This is a genomic window from Pseudoalteromonas sp. OANN1 (assembly GCF_024124685.1).
In the GTDB taxonomy this organism is placed as follows: Bacteria; Pseudomonadota; Gammaproteobacteria; order Enterobacterales; family Alteromonadaceae; genus Pseudoalteromonas; species Pseudoalteromonas piscicida.
On sequence record NZ_JAMXSE010000009.1, the window covers coordinates 13,643 to 36,301 of the forward strand.

Genomic DNA, 22,659 nt, shown 5'->3' on the forward strand with positions numbered 1-22,659 from the left:
TAATTTGACCTAACCACTTTACGCTTTCCAACTAACTAAATTTGCGCAGCGACGCATCCACGCTCTGCGATAGTGCACTCGAAACAGAATTAACGCCGCGGGACCTGTTACTACAGCCAAACTTAACCAGCGTTTTCTTGGCATTCCAGTCCATAGAGTTTGAAGATACATTACCATCGCACATAAAGCTGAAATTATTCCAAAAGCCACTGATACTCCTCGGTTTTTTAATTCACTAAGAAAACTAAAACATTCTTTATTAGGAAAGAAACATCACATTTCGATACTATTTACTAATGCGGCCGATGAGTCTACACAACGTTTAATATTTAATCAATGAAGAAATTATTGTTGCATATTTTTGTATTATTTAATTTAATAGCGGACTGTTTAGAGGTATAGCATTGCACAAGGGATGTTATGCCGTAACTTTTCCTAATTTGGGAAACAGAGACAAGTGGGAAATTTTTTACGGTCAACTGGCAATGATTTCCTAGCTTAGTCCACTTAGGTTATGAGTGTATTTTTAGCATAATTTGTGAAGCCAACTTAGTCCTTAACTGGAAATTAAAAGTTAGCTTTTCTAATATTGTAGACGACTGAAATTTTAGTGCTTTTACACACTGTACTTATTTTAATCGTCAACTGTGAGTTAAACCGATATAAAACGGTCAGTTATTCAATAATTGTCTGCGTTATAACGCCATAGTATAGACTTTCTGATAGTTTTTACTGATAGACGATTACAGTATTATCACAAGAGCTGCTAAACTTACTCTCATGTAGTATTAACTGTTACTTCAAGGACACGGGCTATGGATCAGAAAAGCGTACATGAATATTTGCAGGCCAAGCCTGCAACCTTTATCACTAAGCCTTTTGCGCAAGACGTAGATGTGTACAAAGTTCAGCATAAAATGTTTGCAACTCTAACTGAGGGGAAAGAGGGGCAAGTAGATGAAAATGGTGAACCTGTTTGGTGGTTAAATGTAAAATGCGACCCTGACGAAGCATTATTGCTTAGAGACAAGTATTCGTCTGTTGTGCCTGGTTATCACATGAATAAGCGTCTTTGGAACACAGTCATCTTAGATGGCACTATTCCAGAAGACGAAATAAAGAAAATGATCGATGATTCTTATCAAATCGTCGTAGATAACCTACCGACCGCACAACGTGAAGAACTTGCTAGCAAAGTCACGCAACGTTAATTAAAACGGCATTTAGGTAGACCTAAATGCCGTTTTACCTTTCTATATCCTCGTATTAATCTCTATCTTTAATGTCGATCAACTTGTCTTCAAATCACTCTGGTAGTATACAAAAAGAATAACCTAGCAATAATAGAGTGACGACATGACGAAAAGGATAGCAGTACTGACAAGTGGCGGCGATGCGCCGGGTATGAACTCAGCGATTAGGGCTATCACGTTAAGTGCCTTGAGATCTGGATTTCAGTGCTTTGGCTTTTTTCATGGTTACAATGGTCTAATTAATCAAGAGTACACCGAGCTAAGTGCGATTTCCGTCACCGATATCACCCAACTTGGTGGCACAATTCTAAAAAGCGCCCGCTGCCCTGCGATGCTAGAACCTTCAGGCGTACTTCAAGCCGCAAACGCCCTGAGAAAGCTTCATATCGACGTACTTATTGTGATTGGTGGTGATGGTTCGTTTAGAGGAATGCAGGCGCTGGCAGCTCACTGGCAAGGTCAGCTAATTGGTATTCCCGGTACTATAGATAACGACCTTTCAGGGTGTGACAACACCATTGGTTTCTCCACAGCCATCAATACTGCCACCTCCGCAATAGATAAAATCCGCGATACCGCAAATGCCTTTGAGCGAGTTTTTATCACCGAGGTGATGGGTCGTCATAACGGGCATATTGCTTACCATGTGGGCATTGCGACAGGTGCTGAGGCTATCATTTCATTTGAAAACTGCACGGTAGAGAATACCTCTCAGGTCTTAGCTCATCTCAAAAATGCCATAGAGCAGCAACATCAACACGGTAGCTTTTTGATTATACTGGCCGAAAATTTATGGCCAGGCGGCGCTCAAGCGCTTAAAACAGAGTTAAATAGCAATGCCGATATCAATTGTGCACTTTGCGTGTTAGGCCATATTCAACGAGGTGGGGCACCATCTGTTGAAGATAGAATGCTCGCCACGGAATTAGGAGTAGCGGCAGTGGAAGTGATTAATGGTAGCATCAAACCAAACACTGATATTACGACGCCCATTATGGTAGGAAAAATACATGGTGTAATTGTAATTACTAAAGTCGAGAAGGTGCTGAATATGGATAAACCAGTATCACAGGAGTGGGTACAACGATATCAGCACTACCTCGCCGAGCAATAAACGTAGTGAGAGTGAAGCGCATATTAATTATTCACTCTCACTACGTCTTGCGTAAGCGCTAGCCAAACACGCTAAAAGCAGATTCGTTAAGCCACAGGTGACATAAAATACTCGCGATATAACCAAGCAAAATCACGGGTGCCCATTTTAAGTGCCCCATAAAAGTATAATAGCCTCTAGCTTGTCCCATGAGCGCAACACCTGCCGCAGAGCCAATAGAAAGTAAACTCCCCCCTACCCCAGCCGTGAGCGTGATCAACAACCAATGACCGTGTGACATTTCAGGTTGCATTGACAGCACAGCAAACATCACAGGAATGTTATCGATGACCGCGGAAATAATCCCTAAGAATACGTTGGCATAGGTTGCAGACCACTCACCATATAATATCTCTGACATTAAACTTAAATAACCGAGAAACCCAAGACCTCCTACACACATAACGATACCGTAGAAGAATAATAAGGTATCCCACTCAGCGCGTGAAACTTTGCTAAAGACATCGAATGGCACAACACTTCCTAACTTCTCGAGACGCTCTTGATCCCCTTCTCTTTCCGCCATCGCTCGCTTTCTTGCTAATGACCCCGGTAATGTCATTCTTAGGAAGTAACCAAAAAACTGTAGGTAACCGAGGCCCATCATCATGCCAAGGACCGGTGGTAAATGCAGCAAACTATGTGAGAGCACAGCGGTTGCGACAGTCAGAAGGAATAAAGTTAAAATTCTTAAAGCGCCGCGTTTAAGCTCTACTCTTTCGTAAACTGCACTCGGCTTTCTATCCGCCACAAAATAACTCATTACGAGTGCTGGTACGATGTAATTGACCAGTGAAGGAACAAATAGCGCTAAGAACTCACTGAAATGTACCATACCGGCTTGCCATACCATCAAAGTGGTAATGTCACCGAAGGGACTGAATGCACCGCCAGCATTGGCTGCTATCACGATATTGATACAGCTCAGATTGATAAACTCTTTGTCACCATCAGCTACCTTCATCACCACGGCACACATGAGTAAGGCTGTTGTTAGATTGTCTGCAATTGGAGAGATAAAAAAGGATAAGAATCCAGTGATCCAAAATAGATTCTTATAGCTAAAGCCTTTTTGGATCATCCACGCTCGTAGTGAATCAAAAAGGCGGCGCTCCTCTAGCGCGTTGATATAAGTCATCGCAACGAGCAAGAACAACATCAACTCCGCAAATTCTAACAAATTATGCCGAAATGCGTGCTCGGTAACATCGGGTTGTCCCTGATTAACGTAATACGCCCCAATCATGAGCCAAATGATGCCTGCCGCCACAAGCACTGGTTTTGATTTTCGCATATGAAGTTTTTCTTCGAGCATTACAAGTGCGTATGCTAAAACGAAGACAATAATACAAACCAAGCCGAGTGTCGAGCTGGTAAGATCTAAGGTGCCTTGAGCCGCCAAGGCTGGTGATGGGATCACGGATATGACCCATGCGCAACAGAATAGCAGTAGTCCATTGATTTTCATTTTTTTGCCTATCGATGAGTGCAGAGGGATGGCATTTCAGCCAAACTCACTTTAGCATAGATAAAAAGTAATCAGCATTGGACTGAAGTCTAAGGCATCCTGTTTACACTAGTACAAACAGGCCATAATCAGCAGTAGGTATTTATGCTTCAACTTTCGCAGCAACAACAAACAGAATTACAGCAAAAATTGAGCAACGATGGGTTTGCACGGATTGAAAATATTCTAGACGATACAAACGCTCAACAACTACATGAGTGCCTCTGTAACTTAGACTACCAGTTAGCACTGTTTCATAACGGGGCAGCAAAATCAGTCAAAGACAGTGATATTCTTGCCTTAACACCGCAAGAGCAGCAAGCCTTGCTTGAAGATATACATAGCTATGCATCACGTGGTGTTGGTTTTATGTATGGCCGCCACTCCATAGAATCGACGAGCCCTGAGGCTCTGAAAAAGCTCTACAATAACCTCAATAGTAGCGCTGTACAGTCCTGCTTTTCCGCTATCTCTGGACAGAACATTATCCGTACCTCTGCCCAAGCAACACGATTTATTGGTGGTCAGTATTTAACTCGACATAATGACATTGTTGAAGCTGAGGGCCGGGTTTATGCTTATGTACTCAGCCTAAGCAAAAGTTGGCACCCTGACTGGGGCGGGCTACTGCAATTTTTTGAACGCGATGGCACACCCACTAAAAGTTATGCACCTAAGTTCAATTCACTGGTGGTTTTTGATGTAAGTAAAATTCATTCTGTGACTTACGTCGCGCCATTTGCAAAAGCGCCGCGACTTTCTGTAACGGGGTGGTTTAGAACAATAGACACATAAGCTCAACCCATGCCTATTGTTCTAGGTGTCTATTTTATTAATATTTTTCGCTTATCTTTTCAATGGTTAAGATTAGCGTAAGGCCTGCGATGGCAAGCGCAATACATGCCAGCGTATTTGGGTCTTGACCGTACAGCGTACTGTATTGCGCTGGCAAAATATTGGCCTGGCTCAATGGCTTTTCGATGCCACTGGAATTCACGTAAGTCGTAAGCACTTGTTTCCAAGGCCACAATAAATTAAGCGAGCCAAGTAAAAAACCAGCGAGTAGCGAGAACGTTACTTGCTGATAGTGCGCCAATAACCAGCTGAGTAGACGCGAAAACGACATTAACCCCACAATACAACCTAGTAAGAATAGACTCACTAAGCCAAATTCAAGCTGGTTCACCGCACTAAGTACATGGCCATACATACCCAATAACAGTAGGATAAAGCTCCCTGAGATCCCAGGTAAGATCATCGCGCAAATGGCGATAGCACCTGAGATAAAAAACATCCAATGAGATGCTTGCGCTTCAGCTGGTGAAAGGGAAGTAATAGCAAAGGCTACGATAGCGCCAACTGCGCAGGCAATAATATTTTGGCCACTCCAATGAGAGACCTGTTTTGCAACATAAATAAAAGAAGCGACAATAAGACCAAAGAAAAATGACCATACCAGTGTTTGGTGTGCTTCCAATAAATAAGTGATCACCTTCGCCAAAGACGCTGCACTGATGAGCAAACCAGAAAATACCGCCAGTAAAAAGCTACCATCAATGTACTGCCAAGTTGCTTTTAGGCCATCACGGCGCAATGTACTCAAAGCCTGTAAGTTCACACTTTTGATGGCATTTAAAAAACGTGCATAGATGCCAGTAATAAAAGCAATGGTGCCGCCAGAAACACCCGGGACAACATCCGCAGCCCCCATTCCGGCCCCTTTTAAAAACATAAAGAGATAGTCTCGTTTGCTATCTTTATACTGCACAAATTTCTCCTTTCATTTCCACTGCCGAGCAGTTTAACTTAAAACGCTAAAAAATAGCGACAGCTAAAGCTTTCGCTTAACTGGTCGATAACCAATTATGATATTTTACGCGCTTGTACCATGATCATCAGAACGCTTTTATTACTTATTGCCGCTTTACCCGCGACGACTTTTGCAGCTGAACATATTGATGCAGCACCGCTTGGTTCTCTTTATCAGCAAGACGCTAATCGTTTCTACGAGCCATCGCAATTGATAAAACTGGAAAGCGAAAACGAAAGCTTTTATGTATTTCATCAAGAATATATGGCAGCTGCTCGTGAAGGCATCGTGATCTTATTACCAGACATGCAAACTCCGCCGCTCAATAACAGCGGCATAAGCTTTCTTGCAAAACGCTTAAGCGATGATGGCTACGACACGTATACCCTTACTCCGCCGGACCTGTCTTATGCACCGAGTCTACTGGAGCAAGACATCGCGCTCCCCGATACTGAAAAACCGGCTCAGCAAACGCTTGCACCTATTTCAGAATCTAATCTCGACGAATATAAAATGGCCTTGATCAGCCGCTTTGAGGTGCTTTACAACACGCTGTCCATGACTCAAACAGAAAAGTTGGTGGTTGTCGCATTTGGTAATAGCGCAGGCTTGTTTGGAGAGCACTTAGCAACCCTGCCCAATCTACGTATCGATGCCTTTGCCGTTGTTAGCCCACAACTGCCTAATGCAACGCGGCAAAAGCACTTGGCATCCAACCTTTCTCTGATAAGCCCTGCTCTACTGGATGTTTACTACAGTTTTGACAATCCGATTGTGGTCGACAATACGCCAGACAGAGCGCGCTGGGCGAGAAAAAACAGTAAATTTGATTATCGCCAACGAGAGCTTTTTGGAGAAAAAACCGATCCGCTCCAACATCAAAGACTCAGAAAAGAGTTACTCGGTTTTTTGCGCGTTTTATAGTTTTTCAGGTTAGCTCTTTTTTAAATATTCATAGGCAGACTGAATGTCTTGGCTTTTGCGCTTTGCCACTTCCATCATATGCTTAGGTAATCCCTGAGACACCAATTTGTCAGGGTGATGCTGCGACATCAGTTTGCGGTATGCTTTTTTGATTTCACGTTCATTCGCCCCTTCACTCAATCCCAGTACAGCCAACGCTTTAGCACGGTTTAAGCCGTTATCTTGTGATGTTGGTTGACGGCCGCCCTGTTGCTGGTGTTGATGTTGCGATCTCCCAGACGCCTGAGAGCGACGAAACTCAAATTCTGCTTGATAGCGCTTAAGCAAGAACAAAAAGTGGGTTTCTGCGAAGCCTAAATACTTACTCACCTGTTTAAGTAAGGCCTTCTCCGCATCAGACACATGCCCATCACAAAATGCCATTTGAATTTGAATCTCTAAAAACAGCTGCCTCAAGTCATAGCGTCTAGCAAAGGCTTCTTTAAAATCGGTAACTGCTTCTTTTATCGAAAAATCGCTGCTTTTGCCCGCTGTAAACGCATGTTGTGCTTCTTTTCGCTCTTCACCCTGCAAGCCCATTTCGCTCATAAACGCAGACGCGGCTTGAATGTGGATTTCGCTGACTCGACCATTAGACTTGGCAATATGTCCCATCACAGAAAAACAGCTGGAAAAGAACAAGGCTTGGCGCTCATGCAGATCTTCACCTTTCATGAAACCTTGAAAGCCACCGACTTTATCAAAATCCTGACGCAAACTTTTATCAAATAAGTGGCCGAGATAAAAACCTAAAATAGCGCCTAACCAACGACCAAATAAAAAGCCGAAAATTGTGCCTAATAATTTACCCCACATCGCTATACCCTAACTTGTCATTGATCATTTTTAGTCGCTCTGGCGTGCCGATGTCGTCCCATGCACCCAAATACAGTTCAGTAGAAACTTTATGCTGCTCAAGCCCACTACGCAGCAGTGGCCCTAGTTTTATAAAGCCAGCCCCAAGCTCGGCAAAAAAACTTTGGTGATATTTACCAATACCGGACAAGGTATACTTTTGCTGATAGAGCGGCTGATGGGCAAGGCAAAAATCGCCTTCAGGATTATGTTCGGGGTTTTCTACCAACACAATGTGCGCTTCGCAATGACCCTCAACTGTACTGCCGAGCTGTAACTGCATTAAGCTGCTGACATCATAGTCCGTAAAAATATCGCCATTGAGTACAATAAAGCTGTCATCCTGTTCACATAACATCGGCAGTGCTTGAATGATGCCACCTGCGGTTTCTAATCCACCTTCAGGTTCATCACTGTACTCAATATTGACACCGAAATGACTACCATTGCCGAAATAGTCTTTTATCACCTGACCTTGCCATGCAAGATTTATCACGATATCGCAGATCCCAGCCGCTTTTAAGCGCTCGATATGATGCTCAAGTAGTGGCTTTCCTGCGACGTTAAGCATAGGTTTTGGTTGGTTCGCGGTCAGTGGCATCATGCGTTTACCACGACCAGCAGATAAAATTATCGCTTTCATTGTTACTTCTATTTTGTGCCTAATTTAGCCTGCGCTTGAGGCATTATGTCATTCTCCAGCCAGCTTGCAAGCCACTGAAATTCTTTATACTTATTCGCTACTTCAACGAGGTAGCGTAACGTTGGCAAAATATTTTCTAAGTACCCGCCTTTGCCGTCTCGCTGCAATAGGCGAGTAAAAATCCCGGCAGCTTTAAGGTGCCTTTGCATCCCTGTTAAGTCAAAGTAATGTTGATAGGTGCTAAAATCCATACCGTCTAATAAATTAGCCGCTTTTAAACAATCAAAGCTATATTGCTTAAGCTCAGTAAACTCATGAGCATCAAGGCGAGTATAACAATCCCGCAATAGAGAAACCGCATCATAAGTGACAGGTCCTTGTACCGCATCCTGATAATCAATGAGATACCACTGAGACTGATGACATATCAGGTTGCGACTATGAAAATCTCGATGCATCGTAACCTGCGGCTGGCGAATCATCGCATCAACGAGTTTCAACTTCACATTATGCCATTGCACTTGTTGATATTCGGTGGGCGTTAAACCAAGCCATTTTGTTACAAGCCACTCGTAAAAAATATGAAGTTCCATATCAACGAACTCAGCATCATAGGGCTTCATCCATTCACTCTTTGGTGTTTTGGCGATTTCTGGAATAAGCGCTATCAGCGCACGATAATCCTCTAGCCGAGAAGGCAATGCCAACCTATCGGCCAAATGCTCAGAGCCTAAATCTTGTAACAGTAACAGCCCTAGCTCTTCATTACTCGCAAGGATTTGTGGAACATTAAGCCCCTGCTCTGCAAACACCGTATTTAAACCAATAAAAGGGGCATTATCGAGTTTATCGACTGGTGTTTCCATTAAGATCCACGACATCGTTTGTCGTTTAACGCGATAATAACGCCGGAAGCTGGCATCCGAGGTGATAGCCTCACACGTAAAATCGTCGCTATGTATTGCCTGCTGTATAAACTCGACGCGCTGGTTTTGACTATTCATGGATTTACTATTACACCTTCTACTTGTAAATATTTAAATGCTACTGTATTTCCGACAGTTTTCATTTATCATGATGAGCTTATTATTAAATGCTCAGCTAATAGGTTATTAAATGCGCAAAATTTGGGGCTTGGCTGTATTATCCGCGATTCATTCTACAGCTTTTGCTAATACGAACATTGTCGCCGCACAATGTAAAGACTATATGCAGCCAGAAAACTGGAAGCCGTTAGCCTCGCTGCCCAAACATGCCATTGATATCGTTGCCGATGACTTAGAACTACAAGGTACTGATAGTGCTGAGTTTTCGGGTAATGTGGTGATTAACACTGAAACCATGAGCTTAGAAGCTAGACGTGCGCTAATCGATAAAAAAGAAGGCCTGCTCAGCGCTTCTGGACCACTACTCTATCGTGACCAATTTACCAAAGTTCACAGTAATGGGCTATTCGCGGATTTAAATGCTAACACCGTGAGCTTGCTTGGTGCTGAATATGAATTAACGGACCAGCAGGGCCGCGGTGGTGCTGAGAAGTTGCATGCCTCTGGCAGCAAAATTTCACTCGACAACTCCAGCTTTACCACGTGTCCTGCTGATGACCCATTTTGGAGTATCGAGGCAAGCAGCATTGTACTTTCTCGAGAAGACGGTTGGGGTGAGACCTATAATACGGTGTTCAAAATTATGGACACGCCAATTATCTATTTACCCTATTTTACGTTTCCAATCGATGATAGACGAAAATCAGGCCTGCTGACGCCGACAATTTCCAGCTCAAATAAGTTTGGTTTGGAGCTAATCACTCCTTATTATCTCAACCTAGCCCCCAACTACGACGCGACCTTAACGCCAAGATACATGGCCAATAAAGGATTTCAGCTTATTACCGAGTTCAGATATTTAACTGAACAACATCAAGGTAAAATTGGCGTAGAATATCTCAGTAAGGATGATTCTGAGCCGCAGCTAGACGATCGCTATTTAGTACATTGGCAACAAAAAAGTTATTTAAGTGATAAATGGCGCGCATTTGTTGATGTCACAAATGTCAGTGACGATAACTACCTCACTGACTTAACATCCGAATACGCCAACGAAACCGACACTCAATTGTACCGTACTGGCAGCTTGAGTTATCTAGGCGACGACTGGCTGGTTGACTTAAAGTTGCAAGATTTTGAAGTGTTGGGCGATCACAGAGAATCCTACACTGCACTACCGCAAATTAGCTTCCGTACACGTGACAGTTATGAACTTGTTGGCCTTGATTGGGACTTTGAAGGTGAGTTTGCCTATTTTCAAAATGATGCTTTGCCAATCTCAGAGGCGTCGCGATTACATCTAGAACCTCGCGTGTCTTTTTCTCGCAGCGACTACGCTTGGTCATTTACCTCCGAGGCACGCCTACTTCACACGCGCTATGAACAAAATATAGATGTGCCGGATACAGGGTATGAGGAGTCTGTCACGCGTACATTGCCAAGTTTACGGGTACATGGACAACTGAATTTTGAGCGCAGTACCGAGTTCTTTTTTGAACAAGGTACACAAACGCTTGAGCCACAAATTCAGTACCTTTACACACCACACAGAGAGCAAAGCCAAATTGGCTGGTACGATACGGCTAAGTTACAAGATGACTTTATTGGTCTGTTTAGAGCACGCCGTTACTCAGGTTATGACCGTATTGCAGAAGCCAACCAATTCACCGTGGGTGCAACCACGCGTGTATTCGATAGCAGTAATGTCGAACGCTTTAACTTCAGTGCAGGTCAGATCATTTATCTTGAGTCATCTGTAAAGCCTTCTGAACAGCTATTTACTGATGATACCAACTATAATGCACTATTTGCCGCTGAATCCATGTTACATTGGCATAAGCGCTGGTACCTCTCAGGTGGGGTGCAATATGATGTGGATAGCAAAGAGTTAGTGCAGTCTCACTTTACTTTGGACTATAAAGGAGACGACAAGCAGTTAGTGCAATTGAACCATCGTTATGTTAATGATGTCTCAGACTATGAAATTGACCAAGTCGGTCTCTTTACAAGTTTACCAATTGACGATAACTGGCAATTTGTAGCAAGCTATCACCGAGATATGACGGCAAATAGAAGTGTTGAATCCTTTGTAGGTGTTCAATACCAGTCTTGTTGTTGGGCTATTCAGGTGACTGCGAATCGTCAAATTGAAACAAACTTAAACCAAACACTTACAAATGATGAAGCAGTGTTTGATTCTGGCTTCAGCCTGAAATTTGTCCTTACAGGGCTTGGAAGCCAAAGCAGTGGTGATGCGAGTAAACTCCTTCAACAGGGTATTTTTGGTTACCGTAGACCGTATTTTTTGAATAAATAGAATTTAGAAAGCCGTATGAATTTAAAAAAGTTGTTATTAGTGGCCTCATTAAGTGCAGGCCTGTTTACTCAAGCACATGCTGAGCGTGTAAAGCTAGATACTGTTGTTGCCACGGTTAATGATGGTGTAATTTTACAAAGCGAAGTCGATCAAATAATAAATCGTGTTAAAGAACAGGCTGAGCAGCAAGGCACAGAACTTCCTAGTGATAAAACACTACGCTTACAAGCCATCGATAAACTCATTGAGCAATCTTTAATGTTGCAACTGGGTGATCGCATGGGTATGCAAATTTCTGATGCTCAATTAGACCAGACCATTGCAAATATTGCCCAAGATCAAGGCGGTACTATCGCTGACTTACGTCGTTCAGTTGAAGCGAGTGGCGAAAGCTTTCAGGCATATCGAGAAGAGATCCGAAAAGAAATAACCACAAGCCAAGTGCGCCGTGCCAGTGTTGATCGCCGTATTTATATTAGCCCTCAAGAGGTGACTAACCTGCAAAAGATCTTGAGTGAGCAAACGGGTAACTCGGAAGAGTATGATATTGGCCATATCTTGATTAAGATCCCAAATAAAGCAACTCCAGAAGAAATTGAAGATGCTCGTGAGCGCGCTGATAACGTGATTAAGTTTTTGAACGAAGGTAAAGAGTTCAAGCGCATCGCAATTGCCTCTTCAAGCGGCTCAAAAGCGCTAGATGGTGGTCAATTAGGCTGGATGGGCATTAACGAAATGCCAACCTTGTTCGCTGAGGCCATTAAAGGTGCAAAAAAAGACGACATCGTTGGTCCACTGCGCTCAGGCGCGGGTTTCCACATTCTAAAAGTACAAGATATTCGTGGTCGTGAAGTTGTTGAAACTGTTGAGGTGCGTTCACGTCATATCTTAATCAAACCGTCTATTATCCTAAGTGAAGAAAAAGCACGCTCAATGCTAACAGGTTTTGTAAAAGACTTGCGCGCAGGTACCGCTGACTTTGCTGCGCTAGCTAAAGAATATTCTGAAGATCCGGGCTCTGCACTTAAAGGCGGTGAGTACGATTGGACAGATCCAACTACATACGTACCAGCATTTAGAGACACTCTGTTGTCGCTAGAAAAAGATCAGATCAGTGAACCATTTAGAAGTACATTTGGCTGGCACATCGTACAACTGCTAGATAAACGCGTGGCCGATAAAACAGAACAAGCCAAGTTAAATCGCGCACACCGTCTGCTGTTTAACCGTAAATTTAAAGAAGAAAGCTTTAAATGGATTAAAGAAATGCGTGACCAAGCGCATATTGAAATTATCGAAGCGGAATAACGGCTATGACACTCAGAATCGCAATTACACCGGGTGAGCCTGCAGGTATTGGCCCAGATCTTGTTATCAAACTGGCTCAGCATGCATGGCCTGCTCAGTTAGTTGCGGTGGCTGATAAAAGTATTCTAGAAAAACGCGCCAAAGAACTTGGTGAACAAATCAAGTTACTGCCATTTGACAGTGATGCTGCGCCTGAAGCGGCACCTGCTGGTGCCATTTACTACCTTCAAGTAGACAAAGGTGCTGAAGTGGTCGCTGGTCAATTAGATGAAGCCAATGGCCATTATGTGCTCGAAACCTTGCGTATTGCCTCTGAAAAGAATATGGACGGGACATTCGCAGCGGTTGTCACGGGCCCAGTTCATAAAGGCATTATTAATCAAGCAGGGATCTCGTTCAGCGGCCACACTGAGTACTTTGCACAGCAGTCTGATACCGCTGATGTTGTTATGCTACTCGCAACCGAAGGGCTGCGTGTAGCGCTAGTTACTACGCATATCCCACTGGCGTATGTATCAAAGGCGATTACACCTGAGCGTCTCAGCAAAGTCATTCATATTTTACATCACGACCTACAAACCAAGTTCGGTATTGAACAACCCAGAGTATTAGTTTGTGGATTAAATCCGCATGCTGGAGAAAGTGGTCACCTTGGTCGTGAAGAAATAGAAACCATTGAACCAACACTGGAAATGCTGAATAAACAAGGCATGAACTTGGTTGGACCGCTGCCAGCTGACACCCTTTTCCAAGCTAAATATTTAGATAATGCTGATGCTGTGCTCGCAATGTATCACGATCAGGGCTTACCTGTGTTAAAATATAAAGGTTTTGGAAACTCAGTAAACATCACCCTAGGATTACCCTTTGTTCGCACATCGGTTGATCACGGTACAGCGCTTGATTTAGCCGGCTCTGGTGATGTTGAAGTGGGTAGTTTTGAATTAGCGATCCGCGAAGCAATTAAGCTCGCAACCAAAAAAGCACAGAATGCATGACAGATAAAGTACATCTCGGACACAGAGCGCGTAAACGCTTTGGTCAAAACTTCTTAAATGACAACAATATTATCGACAAGATAGTAACCGCTATCGATCCTAAACCAGAAGATAATCTGGTTGAAATTGGTCCTGGTTTAGGTGCTATCACTGAGCCTGTTTGTGATTTAAGTGGTCACCTAACCGTTGTAGAACTCGATAAAGATCTTGCCGAGCGCTTGATCCATCATCCATTCTTGGGACCTAAATTAACGGTTCACCAAGGTGACGCGATGAAGTTTGACTTCTCTTCTTTAATCAAAGAAGGGGAAAAGCTGAAGATCTTTGGTAACTTACCTTACAACGTATCAACCCCTTTGCTATTTCACTTATTTGAATTTGCCGACCAGGTCGAGCATATGCACTTTATGCTGCAAAAAGAAGTGGTTAACCGTATGGTTGCAGGCCCTGGCAGTAAAGCCTTTGGTCGCTTAAGCGTAATGACGCAGTACTATTGTCACGCTATTCCCGTGATTGAAGTACCACCACATTGCTTTAAACCGGCACCAAAAGTTGACTCGGCAGTGGTTCGATTGATCCCAAAAGATCCGTCACAACGTACAGCCAAAAGCACTAAACTTTTGAATACTGTTTGCTTAGAAGCGTTCAACCAACGTCGTAAGACACTAAGAAATAGCTTATCGAACCTGTTAACCGAAGAGCAGTTGCGAAACTTGGGTATCGACCCTACGCTTCGCGCTGAAAACCTGTCGCTTAACCAGTTTATTGAAATTGCAAATTGGATATATGACAACTCAAACTAATATTGGCTCACCGATCAAAGTATCGGTAGAGACCTTTTACGTTGAAGCGCAATCACAGCCTGAAAAGGACAAATATGTGTTTGCCTACACCATTACCATCAAAAACCATAGCTTATGTAACGCTAAGCTACATAGTCGTTATTGGCTCATTACCGATGCTAATGGCAAAGAGACCGAAGTAGAAGGTGATGGTGTTGTCGGTGAGCAGCCCACTATTCGTCCTGGCGAGAGCTATCAGTACACCAGCGGCGCGGTGCTCGATACCCCAGTTGGTACAATGGAAGGGTATTATTTAATGCGTAATGAGTTTGGCACCGAGTTTAAAGCGCCAATCAATGTATTTAGACTCTCCTGTCCAAATATTTTGCATTGATACCGTTTTTATTTTGCGGAAGCGGGTTTACCCCGCGTTCCTCATACGTGCTAGACATCAGAATAAAAACATTGAGTTATAAAAAACCACAGGTAATAAATGGCAAAATACGCAATTGGAGACCTGCAAGGCTGCTTCACTCCACTCATCGGGCTGCTCGATCAAGTCAACTTTAACCCAAGCCAAGACCATTTATACTTTGTCGGTGACATCATCGCCAGAGGCCCAGATTCGCTTGCTTGCTTAGAGTTCCTCTATCAACACGCAGGCTCTATTAGCATTACACTCGGCAATCACGATCTCCACTTTTTAGCCTGTCTTGCTTTGGGAGTCGCTCCAAACCCAAAAGATAAATTAGACGCGGTTTTTGCCAGCCCTAAACGCCAGAAATATGCAGATTTATTACGTGCACAGCCACTGGCTATTTGGCTTGAAACACAGCAGACTTTTATTTCTCATGCTGGTATTCATCCAAGCTGGAATATTACGCAAGCGCTAGAATATGCACGCTTTGCCGAAACCATCTATCAATCGACAAAAGCCCCTGAGTTTTACGCCAATATGTACGGTGCTCACCCAGGACTTGAGCTCAACACGCTCAGTGATCAAGATAAGTTTAAAGCCATTGTTAACGTCTTCACTCGAATGCGCTTTCTAAAACAAAGTGGCGAACTGGATCTTAAGAACAAATCTGGCCTAAACGATGCAGCAGGTCTCACTCCGTGGTTTGAGCTCAGCCAAACACCAGTCGACACTACCCTGATCTTCGGCCACTGGGCTGCTTTGGAAGGCGAAACTAACAAGAAAAATGTTATTGCCTTAGACACCGGTTGCGTGTGGGGAGGCCCTATGACGATGATAAATATCGACAGTGGCGAAAGGTACCAGCATAGCTAACCTCTATAACAGCCCTAAATCAACGTTAGGGTAAGCACTTACTTTAACTTTTATTAAACTAAGCTACACTCGAAGAAAACTTGAAGCTTATATTTTTTATCCGTTGAGCTGCTATTTTTTGTAATCCGACCTTTTTTGCTGAATTTTTTCGTCACATCTGCTATAAAATACTTAACTTATCCGCAATAAATCCGATAAGTATCCGTATTGCATTGTAAATTTTGTAGGACAGCTATGAATTTGACTGTTAGCCAACGTATTTGGGGTGGGTTTATTACCATCACCTTGTTGCTTCTTCTTATCGGGGGTAATTCTTTAATTAGGATTGCAAACATTGACAACTCAACTCAGCAGGTGAACAGCCTCTCCTTACCTGCACTATCAAAAAGCTCTGAACTCAAAGTTGAGTTCACATTAATGAGTAAGATGGCGCAAGGTAGTTTTTATTCGCGCTCAGAAACAGAGCTTGCGACGCTAAAACAGCAATTTGCAGAGCGTCAGAAGATCTTTGACAAAACCTATTCAGAGCTGCAGCAGGTCGTTGCCGCTAATAATAAATTGTCCTCAAGCAGTCGTGATGTTGGCAAAAGTTATGATGCGTTCGTAAAAGCCATGAACAGCTTGGTAAACGAGAAAACAACTGAGCTTTCGTTACGAGACAAATTAAAAGAGCAGTTATCAACTATCGATGTTGCCGCAGAAGATGCGACTATGGTGACGGTTGATATCATTGATTTGGATGGCTTAGAAGATGCTGACAAACGTGCTTTTCAAGCTGCAAATAACTTAGAAAATAATTTTTCTTCTGTTGTGACTAGCGCCAACGATATTGTTACAGTCGAAGACATCAATACATTGGAAATTGTAAGTAGAGATCAAAGCTACCTCGTTGAAGAGCTAGGTCGTAACATCGACTTAATGCGTGGCCCCGTTAGCGCGCTTGATAGCAGTTTGTTTGCTGATCTCGAAGGCTATTACACTAATTTGAAAGATGCAGTTACCGGCAACAACAGCATCGCGGAAAATCAAAAACGCTTGATCAACGCATTAGCCGAAACACGTAAAGAGCTAGCCGATGCAGAAAAAACCACAAAAGCCGCTCTATCTCAGCTAGATGACTTACTCTCTGAAGCAAGCCAAGTCGCCTTTAACTTACAACAAGGCGTACGTGCCGATGTAGGCACAGCAAACCTATGGACTTGGATTGGGATGATAGTAGCAACGCTAATGGCCGTCGGCGTGGCTTACATTACCGTTAGCCGAATCACAAAACCATTATCGGAAGTAAACCGAGTTTTAAACATTGTCGCCAGTGGTGATATGACACAGCGCTTAGATGACACGGCAAAAGATGAGTTTGGTGAATTATCTAGAAGCTGTAACACCCTAATATCTAGCTTACGTGAACTTATCACTGGTATTATTTCTCGTTCGACGCAGCTTGCTGCAGCGTCCGAAGAAACATCGACTATCACTACAGAATCAAGCCAAGCAATTAAGAATCAGCAAGCACAAGTAGAGCAAGCAGCTACCGCTACAACTGAGATGAGTAGCACGTCTCACGGTGTTAGTAACAGCGCGCATCAAGCATTACAAGAAATTAAAAATGCAGATAAAGAAGCGGAGCGTGTTAAAGGTATCTCACATGAGAACAAACACACTATTGAGCAACTCGCAAGAGAAGTGGATGAAGCCTCTCGCGTGATTAACAAACTACACCAAGACAGCGCTTCGATAGGCAGTATTTTGGATGTTATCCGTGGCATTGCCGAGCAAACTAACCTCCTTGCGCTAAACGCTGCAATCGAAGCCGCGCGTGCTGGTGAACAGGGTCGTGGCTTCGCGGTAGTGGCAGACGAAGTGCGCTCACTTGCAAGTAAGACTCAAGAGTCAACTCAAGAAATTCAAGCAATGATTGAATCCTTACAAGCTGGTGCCGAAGAAGCGGTAGGCGCAATGTCGAAAGGCAAACAGCAGGCGGAGTCGTGCGTAACTCAGAGCGACCTTGCTAACGAAGCGCTAAACTCTATCACTGCAGCTGTTTCTCAGGCTCATGATGTGAGTGAAGAGATTGCAAACGCGGCGAATGAGCAACAGCAGGTGGCACAGGAAATTAGTGAACGTTTGGAATCGATTGTAACAATCGCAGAGCAGACGGCTGAAGGCGCGAGCCAAACCTCAATCTCTAGTTCTGAGGTTGCTAAACTCGCCGAAGAATTACGCTTATCGGTAGAACAGTTTAAGGTTTAGCTATCGAACCTGAGCTTTGAGCAGGAAACAGTCTCAAAGCTCTAGGTGGTTTAGCAAAACCGCTAAGCATAAAAAAACCCATGCATGGCATGGGTTTTTTGTTTCTTTTCTTTGATTATGCAAACAATGCGTTTGCCTTCTCAACGATGTTTTCTACCGTAAAGCCAAATAGCTTGAATAGCTCATCAGCAGGCGCTGACTCACCAAACGTTGTCATACCAACGATAGCACCATTTAGGCCTACATATTTGTACCAGAAGTCCTCAATACCCGCTTCGATAGCGACGCGACGCGTTACTGAGCTTGGTAGTACGCTTTCTTTGTATGCTGGAGATTGCGCATCAAAAATGTCCGTTGAAGGCATAGACACAACACGTACCTTTTTACCTTCTGCACGAAGCTTATCCGCAGACTCAACCGCAAGTTGCACTTCAGAACCGGTTGCAATAAGGATGATTTCAGGCTCACCATCACAAGATAGTACATAACCACCTTGCTTAATCGCTGCTACTTGCTCAGCGGTACGTGGCTGCTGTGCAAGACCTTGACGGGTAAATACAAGTGCAGATGGACCATCAGCGCGTTCAACAGCTTGCTGCCAAGCAACTGCTGACTCAACTTGGTCACATGGGCGCCAGCTCGCAAGGTTTGGCGTAGTACGTAAGTTCGCCATTTGTTCTACTGGTTGGTGTGTTGGACCATCTTCACCAAGACCGATTGAATCATGAGTATACACAAAGATGCTTCTTTGCTTCATCAATGCAGCCATACGTACGGCATTACGCGCGTATTCCATAAACATCAGGAATGTCGCACCGTAAGGGATAAAGCCTCTGTGCAGTGCAATACCGTTCATGATGGCAGACATACCAAATTCACGCACACCGTAGAAAATATAGTTACCCGCAGCATCTTCTGCCGTTAAGCCTTTAGATTGATCCCAAAGTGTTAAGTTAGAACCCGCAAGGTCAGCAGAGCCACCCATAAACTCAGGTAGAATTGGACCAAAAGCATTCAATGCATTTTGTGATGCTTTACGAGTTGCTGGGTTTGCAGGATTCGCTTGAAGCTCTGCGATATAGGCTTCTGTTTTCTCAGACCAGTTTGCTGGAAGCTCGCCTTTCATGCGACGCTCAAATTCAGCAGCAAGCTCAGGATAATGCATTTGGTATTCAGTGAACTTAATCAACCAGTCACTTTGTTGATTTTGACCACGTGCTGTTGCATCCCATTTCGCGTACACATCTTCCGGTACTTCAAATGCGCCGTGCTCCCAACCAAGGAATTCACGTGCTGCTTTGATTTCATCATCACCTAGCGGTGCACCGTGACAATCATGGCTACCTGACTTGTTTGGTGAACCATAACCGATAACCGTTTTACAACAAATGAGGGTTGGCTTGTCAGACTCTGCTTGCGCCGCTTCGATTGCCGCTTTAATCGCATCGCTATCGTGGCCATCAACACCGGCGATAACATGCCAACCATAAGACTCAAAGCGTTTAGGTGTATCGTCGCTAAACCAACCTTCAACTTCACCGTCGATTGAAATACCGTTGTCATCCCAGAACGCAATCAGTTTGCCAAGACCAAGAGTACCCGCTAGTGAACAAGCTTCGTGTGAGATACCTTCCATCAAACAACCATCACCTAAGAATGCATAGGTATAGTGATTAACGATGTCGTAATCTTCACGGTTAAACTGTGCAGCCAATGCTTTTTCAGCAATCGCCATACCTACCGCATTAGTAATACCCTGACCTAATGGGCCAGTGGTAGTTTCAATACCTGGTGCGTAACCATATTCTGGGTGGCCTGGTGTTTTTGAGTGTAGCTGACGGAAGTTTTTGATGTCATCAATTGATAAGTCATAACCCGACAAATGCAACAATGAATAAATTAACATCGAGCCGTGACCGTTTGATAATACGAAGCGATCTCTGTCGAACCACTCAGGATTACTTGGGTTGTGCTTTAAAAAATCGCGCCAAAGTACTTCTGCGATGTCCGCCATGCCCATAGGGGCTCCTGGGTGGCCAGACTTGGCCTTTTGTACAGCGTCCATGGAAAGAACGCGAATTGCATTAGCAAGTTCTTTGCGAGATGGCATGAATTCTCCTACCTTTAAATGTGTTTCGCGGGGGTTTGAGCCCATTCTTACTTATTTATATGGCTAACTGCAACGGCAAAGGCCATAAAAAAACGGGTACAGACGGACTTTTTCCGACCATTAAAAAAGTTTGCACAATTTTGGACGTCTAGGCGTAAAATAACTAGTCAATGCCTAGGTTTTTTGGTTAGAATACGCCCCTTAATTTTTCGCGCTGTCCCTGATGTTTGTGAAGCGCAATATTTGTGAGCATAAATACAATGGCTAAACATTTATTTACTTCTGAATCTGTTTCTGAGGGCCATCCAGATAAAATCGCCGATCAGATCTCTGATGCGGTTCTAGATGCCATCCTTGAGCAAGATCCAAAAGCACGTGTTGCGTGTGAAACTTACGTTAAAACCGGTATGGTTATGGTTGGTGGTGAAATCACAACTAGCGCTTGGGTTGATATCGAGGAATTAACTCGTAAGACCGTGCGTGAAATTGGTTACACACATTCAGACATGGGCTTTGACGCTGATTCATGTGCAATCCTTAACACCATTGGTAAGCAATCACCTGATATCAACCAAGGTGTTGATCGTTCTCGTCCAGAAGAACAAGGTGCTGGTGACCAAGGTCTAATGTTTGGTTACGCGTGTAACGAAACTGACGTACTTATGCCTGCGCCTATCACTTACTCACACCGTCTAGTTCAGCGTCAAGCGCAAGTTCGTAAAGACGGCACGCTACCTTGGTTACGTCCAGACGCTAAGTCTCAGGTAACATTCGCGTACGAAAACGGTAAAGCAGTAGGTATCGACGCAGTCGTATTATCTACCCAGCACTGTGATTCTGTATCACAAGCTGACCTTGTAGAAGCTGTGATGGAAACTATCATTAAGCCTACATTACCTGCAGAGCTTATCACTGAAGCAACTAAGTTCTTCATCAACCCAACTGGCCGTTTCGTTATCGGTGGTCCTATGGGTGACTGTGGTCTAACTGGTCGTAAAATCATCGTAGATACATACGGCGGTATGGCTCGTCACGGTGGTGGTGCGTTCTCTGGTAAAGATCCATCAAAAGTTGACCGTTCTGCGGCTTACGCAGCACGTTACGTTGCAAAGAACATTGTTGCAGCTGGCCTTGCTGACAAGTGTGAGATCCAAGTGTCTTACGCAATCGGTGTTGCTGAGCCAACTTCTATCAGCGTAGAAACTTTCGGTACAGCTAAGCTTGATGAGTCGCGTTTAATCGAACTTATCCGCGCGCACTTCGACTTACGTCCTTACGGTCTAATCACTATGCTAGACCTTGAGCGTCCAATTTATCAGCCTACTGCTGCTTACGGCCACTTTGGTCGTGAAGAGTTCCCTTGGGAAGCAACTGATAAAGCTGACGCACTACGTGCAGCTGCAGGCCTATAATCCCCTGCTGCAAAAAGCAAAAAAAGGCGCCAAATGCGCCTTTTTTAATGCCCGTAAATAATCCCCTACCCAATAAATACTTCGTCGACATCATCTTTTAAGTTTTGATACTCATCTTCATGTAGATTTAGCTCAATCATCACCTTATCTTTAAATAGGTACCAATCTGCTGCGCTTCTAAAGTGTTTTGCTTCAAAACAGAGGTTTTCAGCCAGTTTAAGTGCCGCAAAGGTTTGCACATGTTGTGCATTTTTTTGCTCTTCAAGATAGCTAACGTCATGGTGGCGTAAAATCATCTGGCATATTTCTTTGGGTAAGTGCCAAGACGTCGCAAGGAAGTAGCCTATCACAGTGTGAGGCACTGGATACTTTTGCTGCTCATAGTAAATCAGTGTTTGCTCAGGCCGCTCTATAGACTGCTTTATTACCTCTGCGTAGTCAGGATATTTTACAGCCATTGCAGGGATCCCGGCATCGTGAAACAGACCCAGCAGCTGCAAATTCTCCATCGGTAATGATGCCTTTAAATGATGTCCAACCACCATTGCTGCTTTTGAAATATCCGCAGCGTTATCCCAAAACTGCTGCAGTGAAATACAGCACTTTGACTGCTCAAACGCATTTTTAAGTAAATACCCTGTCACTAGCTGCGTAATACAGGTAACGCCCAAAAACATCACTGCTTGTTTTATATCTGTGATTGTACGGGCAAGACCATAAGCAGGTGAATTAATTACCTTTAATACCGCAGCTGATGCACCAACATCTGCCGCAATAATATCCGCCACGGTAAATAACTCAGGCTCAGGTTGTGATAATTCATTTTGTAAGGCTTGTAATATTTCAGGCTTAGCAGGTAAGTTAAATCCGCCGCGCAAATCATTCAGCACTTTATCGTCTATATCGATCATTGGGCTACCTCAGAATTGATACACCCAAGTTTAGTTCATCGCCTGATATT

The 22,659-nt window shown here is 43.8% G+C and carries 20 protein-coding genes; 12 read left to right on the forward strand and 8 right to left on the reverse strand.

Annotated elements, in window-relative coordinates:
* Positions 1–18: 18 nt before the first annotated feature.
* Positions 19–210 carry a hypothetical protein gene (locus NH462_RS09725; RefSeq protein WP_081629149.1) on the reverse strand — a complete coding sequence of 64 codons (192 nt, stop codon included), beginning with the start codon at positions 208–210 and terminating at the stop codon, positions 19–21.
* A 605-nt stretch (positions 211–815) separates the two neighbouring features.
* Between NH462_RS09725 and NH462_RS09730 the strand changes: the two genes are divergently transcribed.
* Positions 816–1,211, forward strand: a complete 396-nt coding sequence (locus NH462_RS09730; RefSeq protein ID WP_010374742.1) for an MmcQ/YjbR family DNA-binding protein — start codon at positions 816–818, stop codon at positions 1,209–1,211.
* A 145-nt stretch (positions 1,212–1,356) separates the two neighbouring features.
* The gene (locus tag NH462_RS09735; protein WP_010374740.1) at positions 1,357–2,367 is read left to right on the forward strand and encodes an ATP-dependent 6-phosphofructokinase; all 1,011 of its coding nucleotides are present in this window, start codon (positions 1,357–1,359) and stop codon (positions 2,365–2,367) included.
* A gap of 58 nt (positions 2,368–2,425) precedes the next feature.
* Here NH462_RS09735 and nhaD read toward each other — a convergent pair whose 3' ends face one another.
* Positions 2,426–3,874 carry a sodium:proton antiporter NhaD gene (gene nhaD, locus NH462_RS09740; RefSeq protein ID WP_253105557.1) on the reverse strand — a complete coding sequence of 483 codons (1,449 nt, stop codon included), beginning with the start codon at positions 3,872–3,874 and terminating at the stop codon, positions 2,426–2,428.
* 144 nt (positions 3,875–4,018) lie between these two features.
* Here nhaD and NH462_RS09745 point away from each other — a divergent pair, with 144 nt between their 5' ends.
* A complete protein-coding gene (locus NH462_RS09745) occupies positions 4,019–4,708 on the forward strand; it encodes a 2OG-Fe(II) oxygenase family protein (RefSeq protein ID WP_069023569.1) in 690 nt (229 codons plus the stop codon).
* A gap of 37 nt (positions 4,709–4,745) precedes the next feature.
* Here the strand turns inward: NH462_RS09745 and NH462_RS09750 are convergent, their stop codons facing one another.
* A complete protein-coding gene (locus NH462_RS09750) occupies positions 4,746–5,681 on the reverse strand; it encodes a DUF368 domain-containing protein (protein ID WP_253105559.1) in 936 nt (311 codons plus the stop codon).
* A gap of 120 nt (positions 5,682–5,801) precedes the next feature.
* On the opposite strand from NH462_RS09750, the gene NH462_RS09755 reads away from it, so the two are divergent.
* The gene (locus NH462_RS09755; protein WP_253105561.1) at positions 5,802–6,647 is read left to right on the forward strand and encodes a DUF3530 family protein; all 846 of its coding nucleotides are present in this window, start codon (positions 5,802–5,804) and stop codon (positions 6,645–6,647) included.
* A gap of 9 nt (positions 6,648–6,656) precedes the next feature.
* Here the strand turns inward: NH462_RS09755 and djlA are convergent, their stop codons facing one another.
* Genes djlA through NH462_RS09770 form a run of 3 tightly spaced genes read right to left on the reverse strand, consistent with a single transcriptional unit; the run spans position 6,657 to position 9,188 of the window.
* Positions 6,657–7,502: a co-chaperone DjlA gene (djlA, locus tag NH462_RS09760; protein ID WP_010374731.1), complete on the reverse strand. Its 846-nt coding sequence runs from the start codon at positions 7,500–7,502 to the stop codon at positions 6,657–6,659.
* Positions 7,492–8,184 (reverse strand): N-acetylmuramate alpha-1-phosphate uridylyltransferase MurU, encoded by a 693-nt coding sequence (gene murU / locus NH462_RS09765; RefSeq protein ID WP_253105563.1) that lies wholly within the window; start codon positions 8,182–8,184, stop codon positions 7,492–7,494. The genes djlA and murU overlap by 11 nt, the downstream gene beginning before the upstream one ends.
* A gap of 8 nt (positions 8,185–8,192) precedes the next feature.
* Positions 8,193–9,188: a phosphotransferase gene (locus NH462_RS09770; RefSeq protein WP_010374729.1), complete on the reverse strand. Its 996-nt coding sequence runs from the start codon at positions 9,186–9,188 to the stop codon at positions 8,193–8,195.
* A gap of 112 nt (positions 9,189–9,300) precedes the next feature.
* Here NH462_RS09770 and lptD point away from each other — a divergent pair, with 112 nt between their 5' ends.
* The 7 genes from lptD (at position 9,301) to NH462_RS09805 (ending at position 18,176) form a co-directional block, all read left to right on the forward strand.
* On the forward strand, positions 9,301–11,547 hold the full coding sequence (gene lptD, locus NH462_RS09775) for an LPS assembly protein LptD (protein ID WP_253105565.1): 2,247 nt from the start codon (positions 9,301–9,303) through the stop codon (positions 11,545–11,547).
* Between the two features lie 15 nt (positions 11,548–11,562).
* The gene (surA, locus tag NH462_RS09780; RefSeq protein ID WP_017216475.1) at positions 11,563–12,855 is read left to right on the forward strand and encodes a peptidylprolyl isomerase SurA; all 1,293 of its coding nucleotides are present in this window, start codon (positions 11,563–11,565) and stop codon (positions 12,853–12,855) included.
* A gap of 5 nt (positions 12,856–12,860) precedes the next feature.
* Positions 12,861–13,853 (forward strand): 4-hydroxythreonine-4-phosphate dehydrogenase PdxA, encoded by a 993-nt coding sequence (gene pdxA, locus NH462_RS09785; protein ID WP_010374725.1) that lies wholly within the window; start codon positions 12,861–12,863, stop codon positions 13,851–13,853.
* Positions 13,850–14,656 (forward strand): 16S rRNA (adenine(1518)-N(6)/adenine(1519)-N(6))-dimethyltransferase RsmA, encoded by an 807-nt coding sequence (gene rsmA, locus NH462_RS09790; RefSeq protein ID WP_010606006.1) that lies wholly within the window; start codon positions 13,850–13,852, stop codon positions 14,654–14,656. The genes pdxA and rsmA overlap by 4 nt, the downstream gene beginning before the upstream one ends.
* Positions 14,640–15,029 carry a Co2+/Mg2+ efflux protein ApaG gene (apaG, locus tag NH462_RS09795; RefSeq protein WP_010374721.1) on the forward strand — a complete coding sequence of 130 codons (390 nt, stop codon included), beginning with the start codon at positions 14,640–14,642 and terminating at the stop codon, positions 15,027–15,029. The genes rsmA and apaG overlap by 17 nt, the downstream gene beginning before the upstream one ends.
* Positions 15,030–15,128: 99 nt before the next feature.
* A complete protein-coding gene (locus NH462_RS09800; protein ID WP_253105567.1) occupies positions 15,129–15,926 on the forward strand; it encodes a symmetrical bis(5'-nucleosyl)-tetraphosphatase in 798 nt (265 codons plus the stop codon).
* 234 nt (positions 15,927–16,160) lie between these two features.
* Complete coding sequence (locus NH462_RS09805) at positions 16,161–18,176, forward strand: methyl-accepting chemotaxis protein (RefSeq protein ID WP_253105569.1); 2,016 nt, start codon at positions 16,161–16,163, stop codon at positions 18,174–18,176.
* A 115-nt stretch (positions 18,177–18,291) separates the two neighbouring features.
* Here NH462_RS09805 and tkt read toward each other — a convergent pair whose 3' ends face one another.
* Positions 18,292–20,286, reverse strand: a complete 1,995-nt coding sequence (tkt, locus tag NH462_RS09810) for a transketolase (protein ID WP_102057429.1) — start codon at positions 20,284–20,286, stop codon at positions 18,292–18,294.
* A gap of 260 nt (positions 20,287–20,546) precedes the next feature.
* Between tkt and metK the strand changes: the two genes are divergently transcribed.
* A complete protein-coding gene (metK, locus tag NH462_RS09815; protein WP_010374713.1) occupies positions 20,547–21,698 on the forward strand; it encodes a methionine adenosyltransferase in 1,152 nt (383 codons plus the stop codon).
* Between the two features lie 65 nt (positions 21,699–21,763).
* On the opposite strand, the gene NH462_RS09820 is transcribed toward metK, so the two are convergent.
* Positions 21,764–22,609, reverse strand: coding sequence for an HDOD domain-containing protein (locus tag NH462_RS09820; RefSeq protein WP_010374711.1), 846 nt, complete (start codon positions 22,607–22,609; stop codon positions 21,764–21,766).
* Positions 22,610–22,659: the final 50 nt, after the last annotated feature.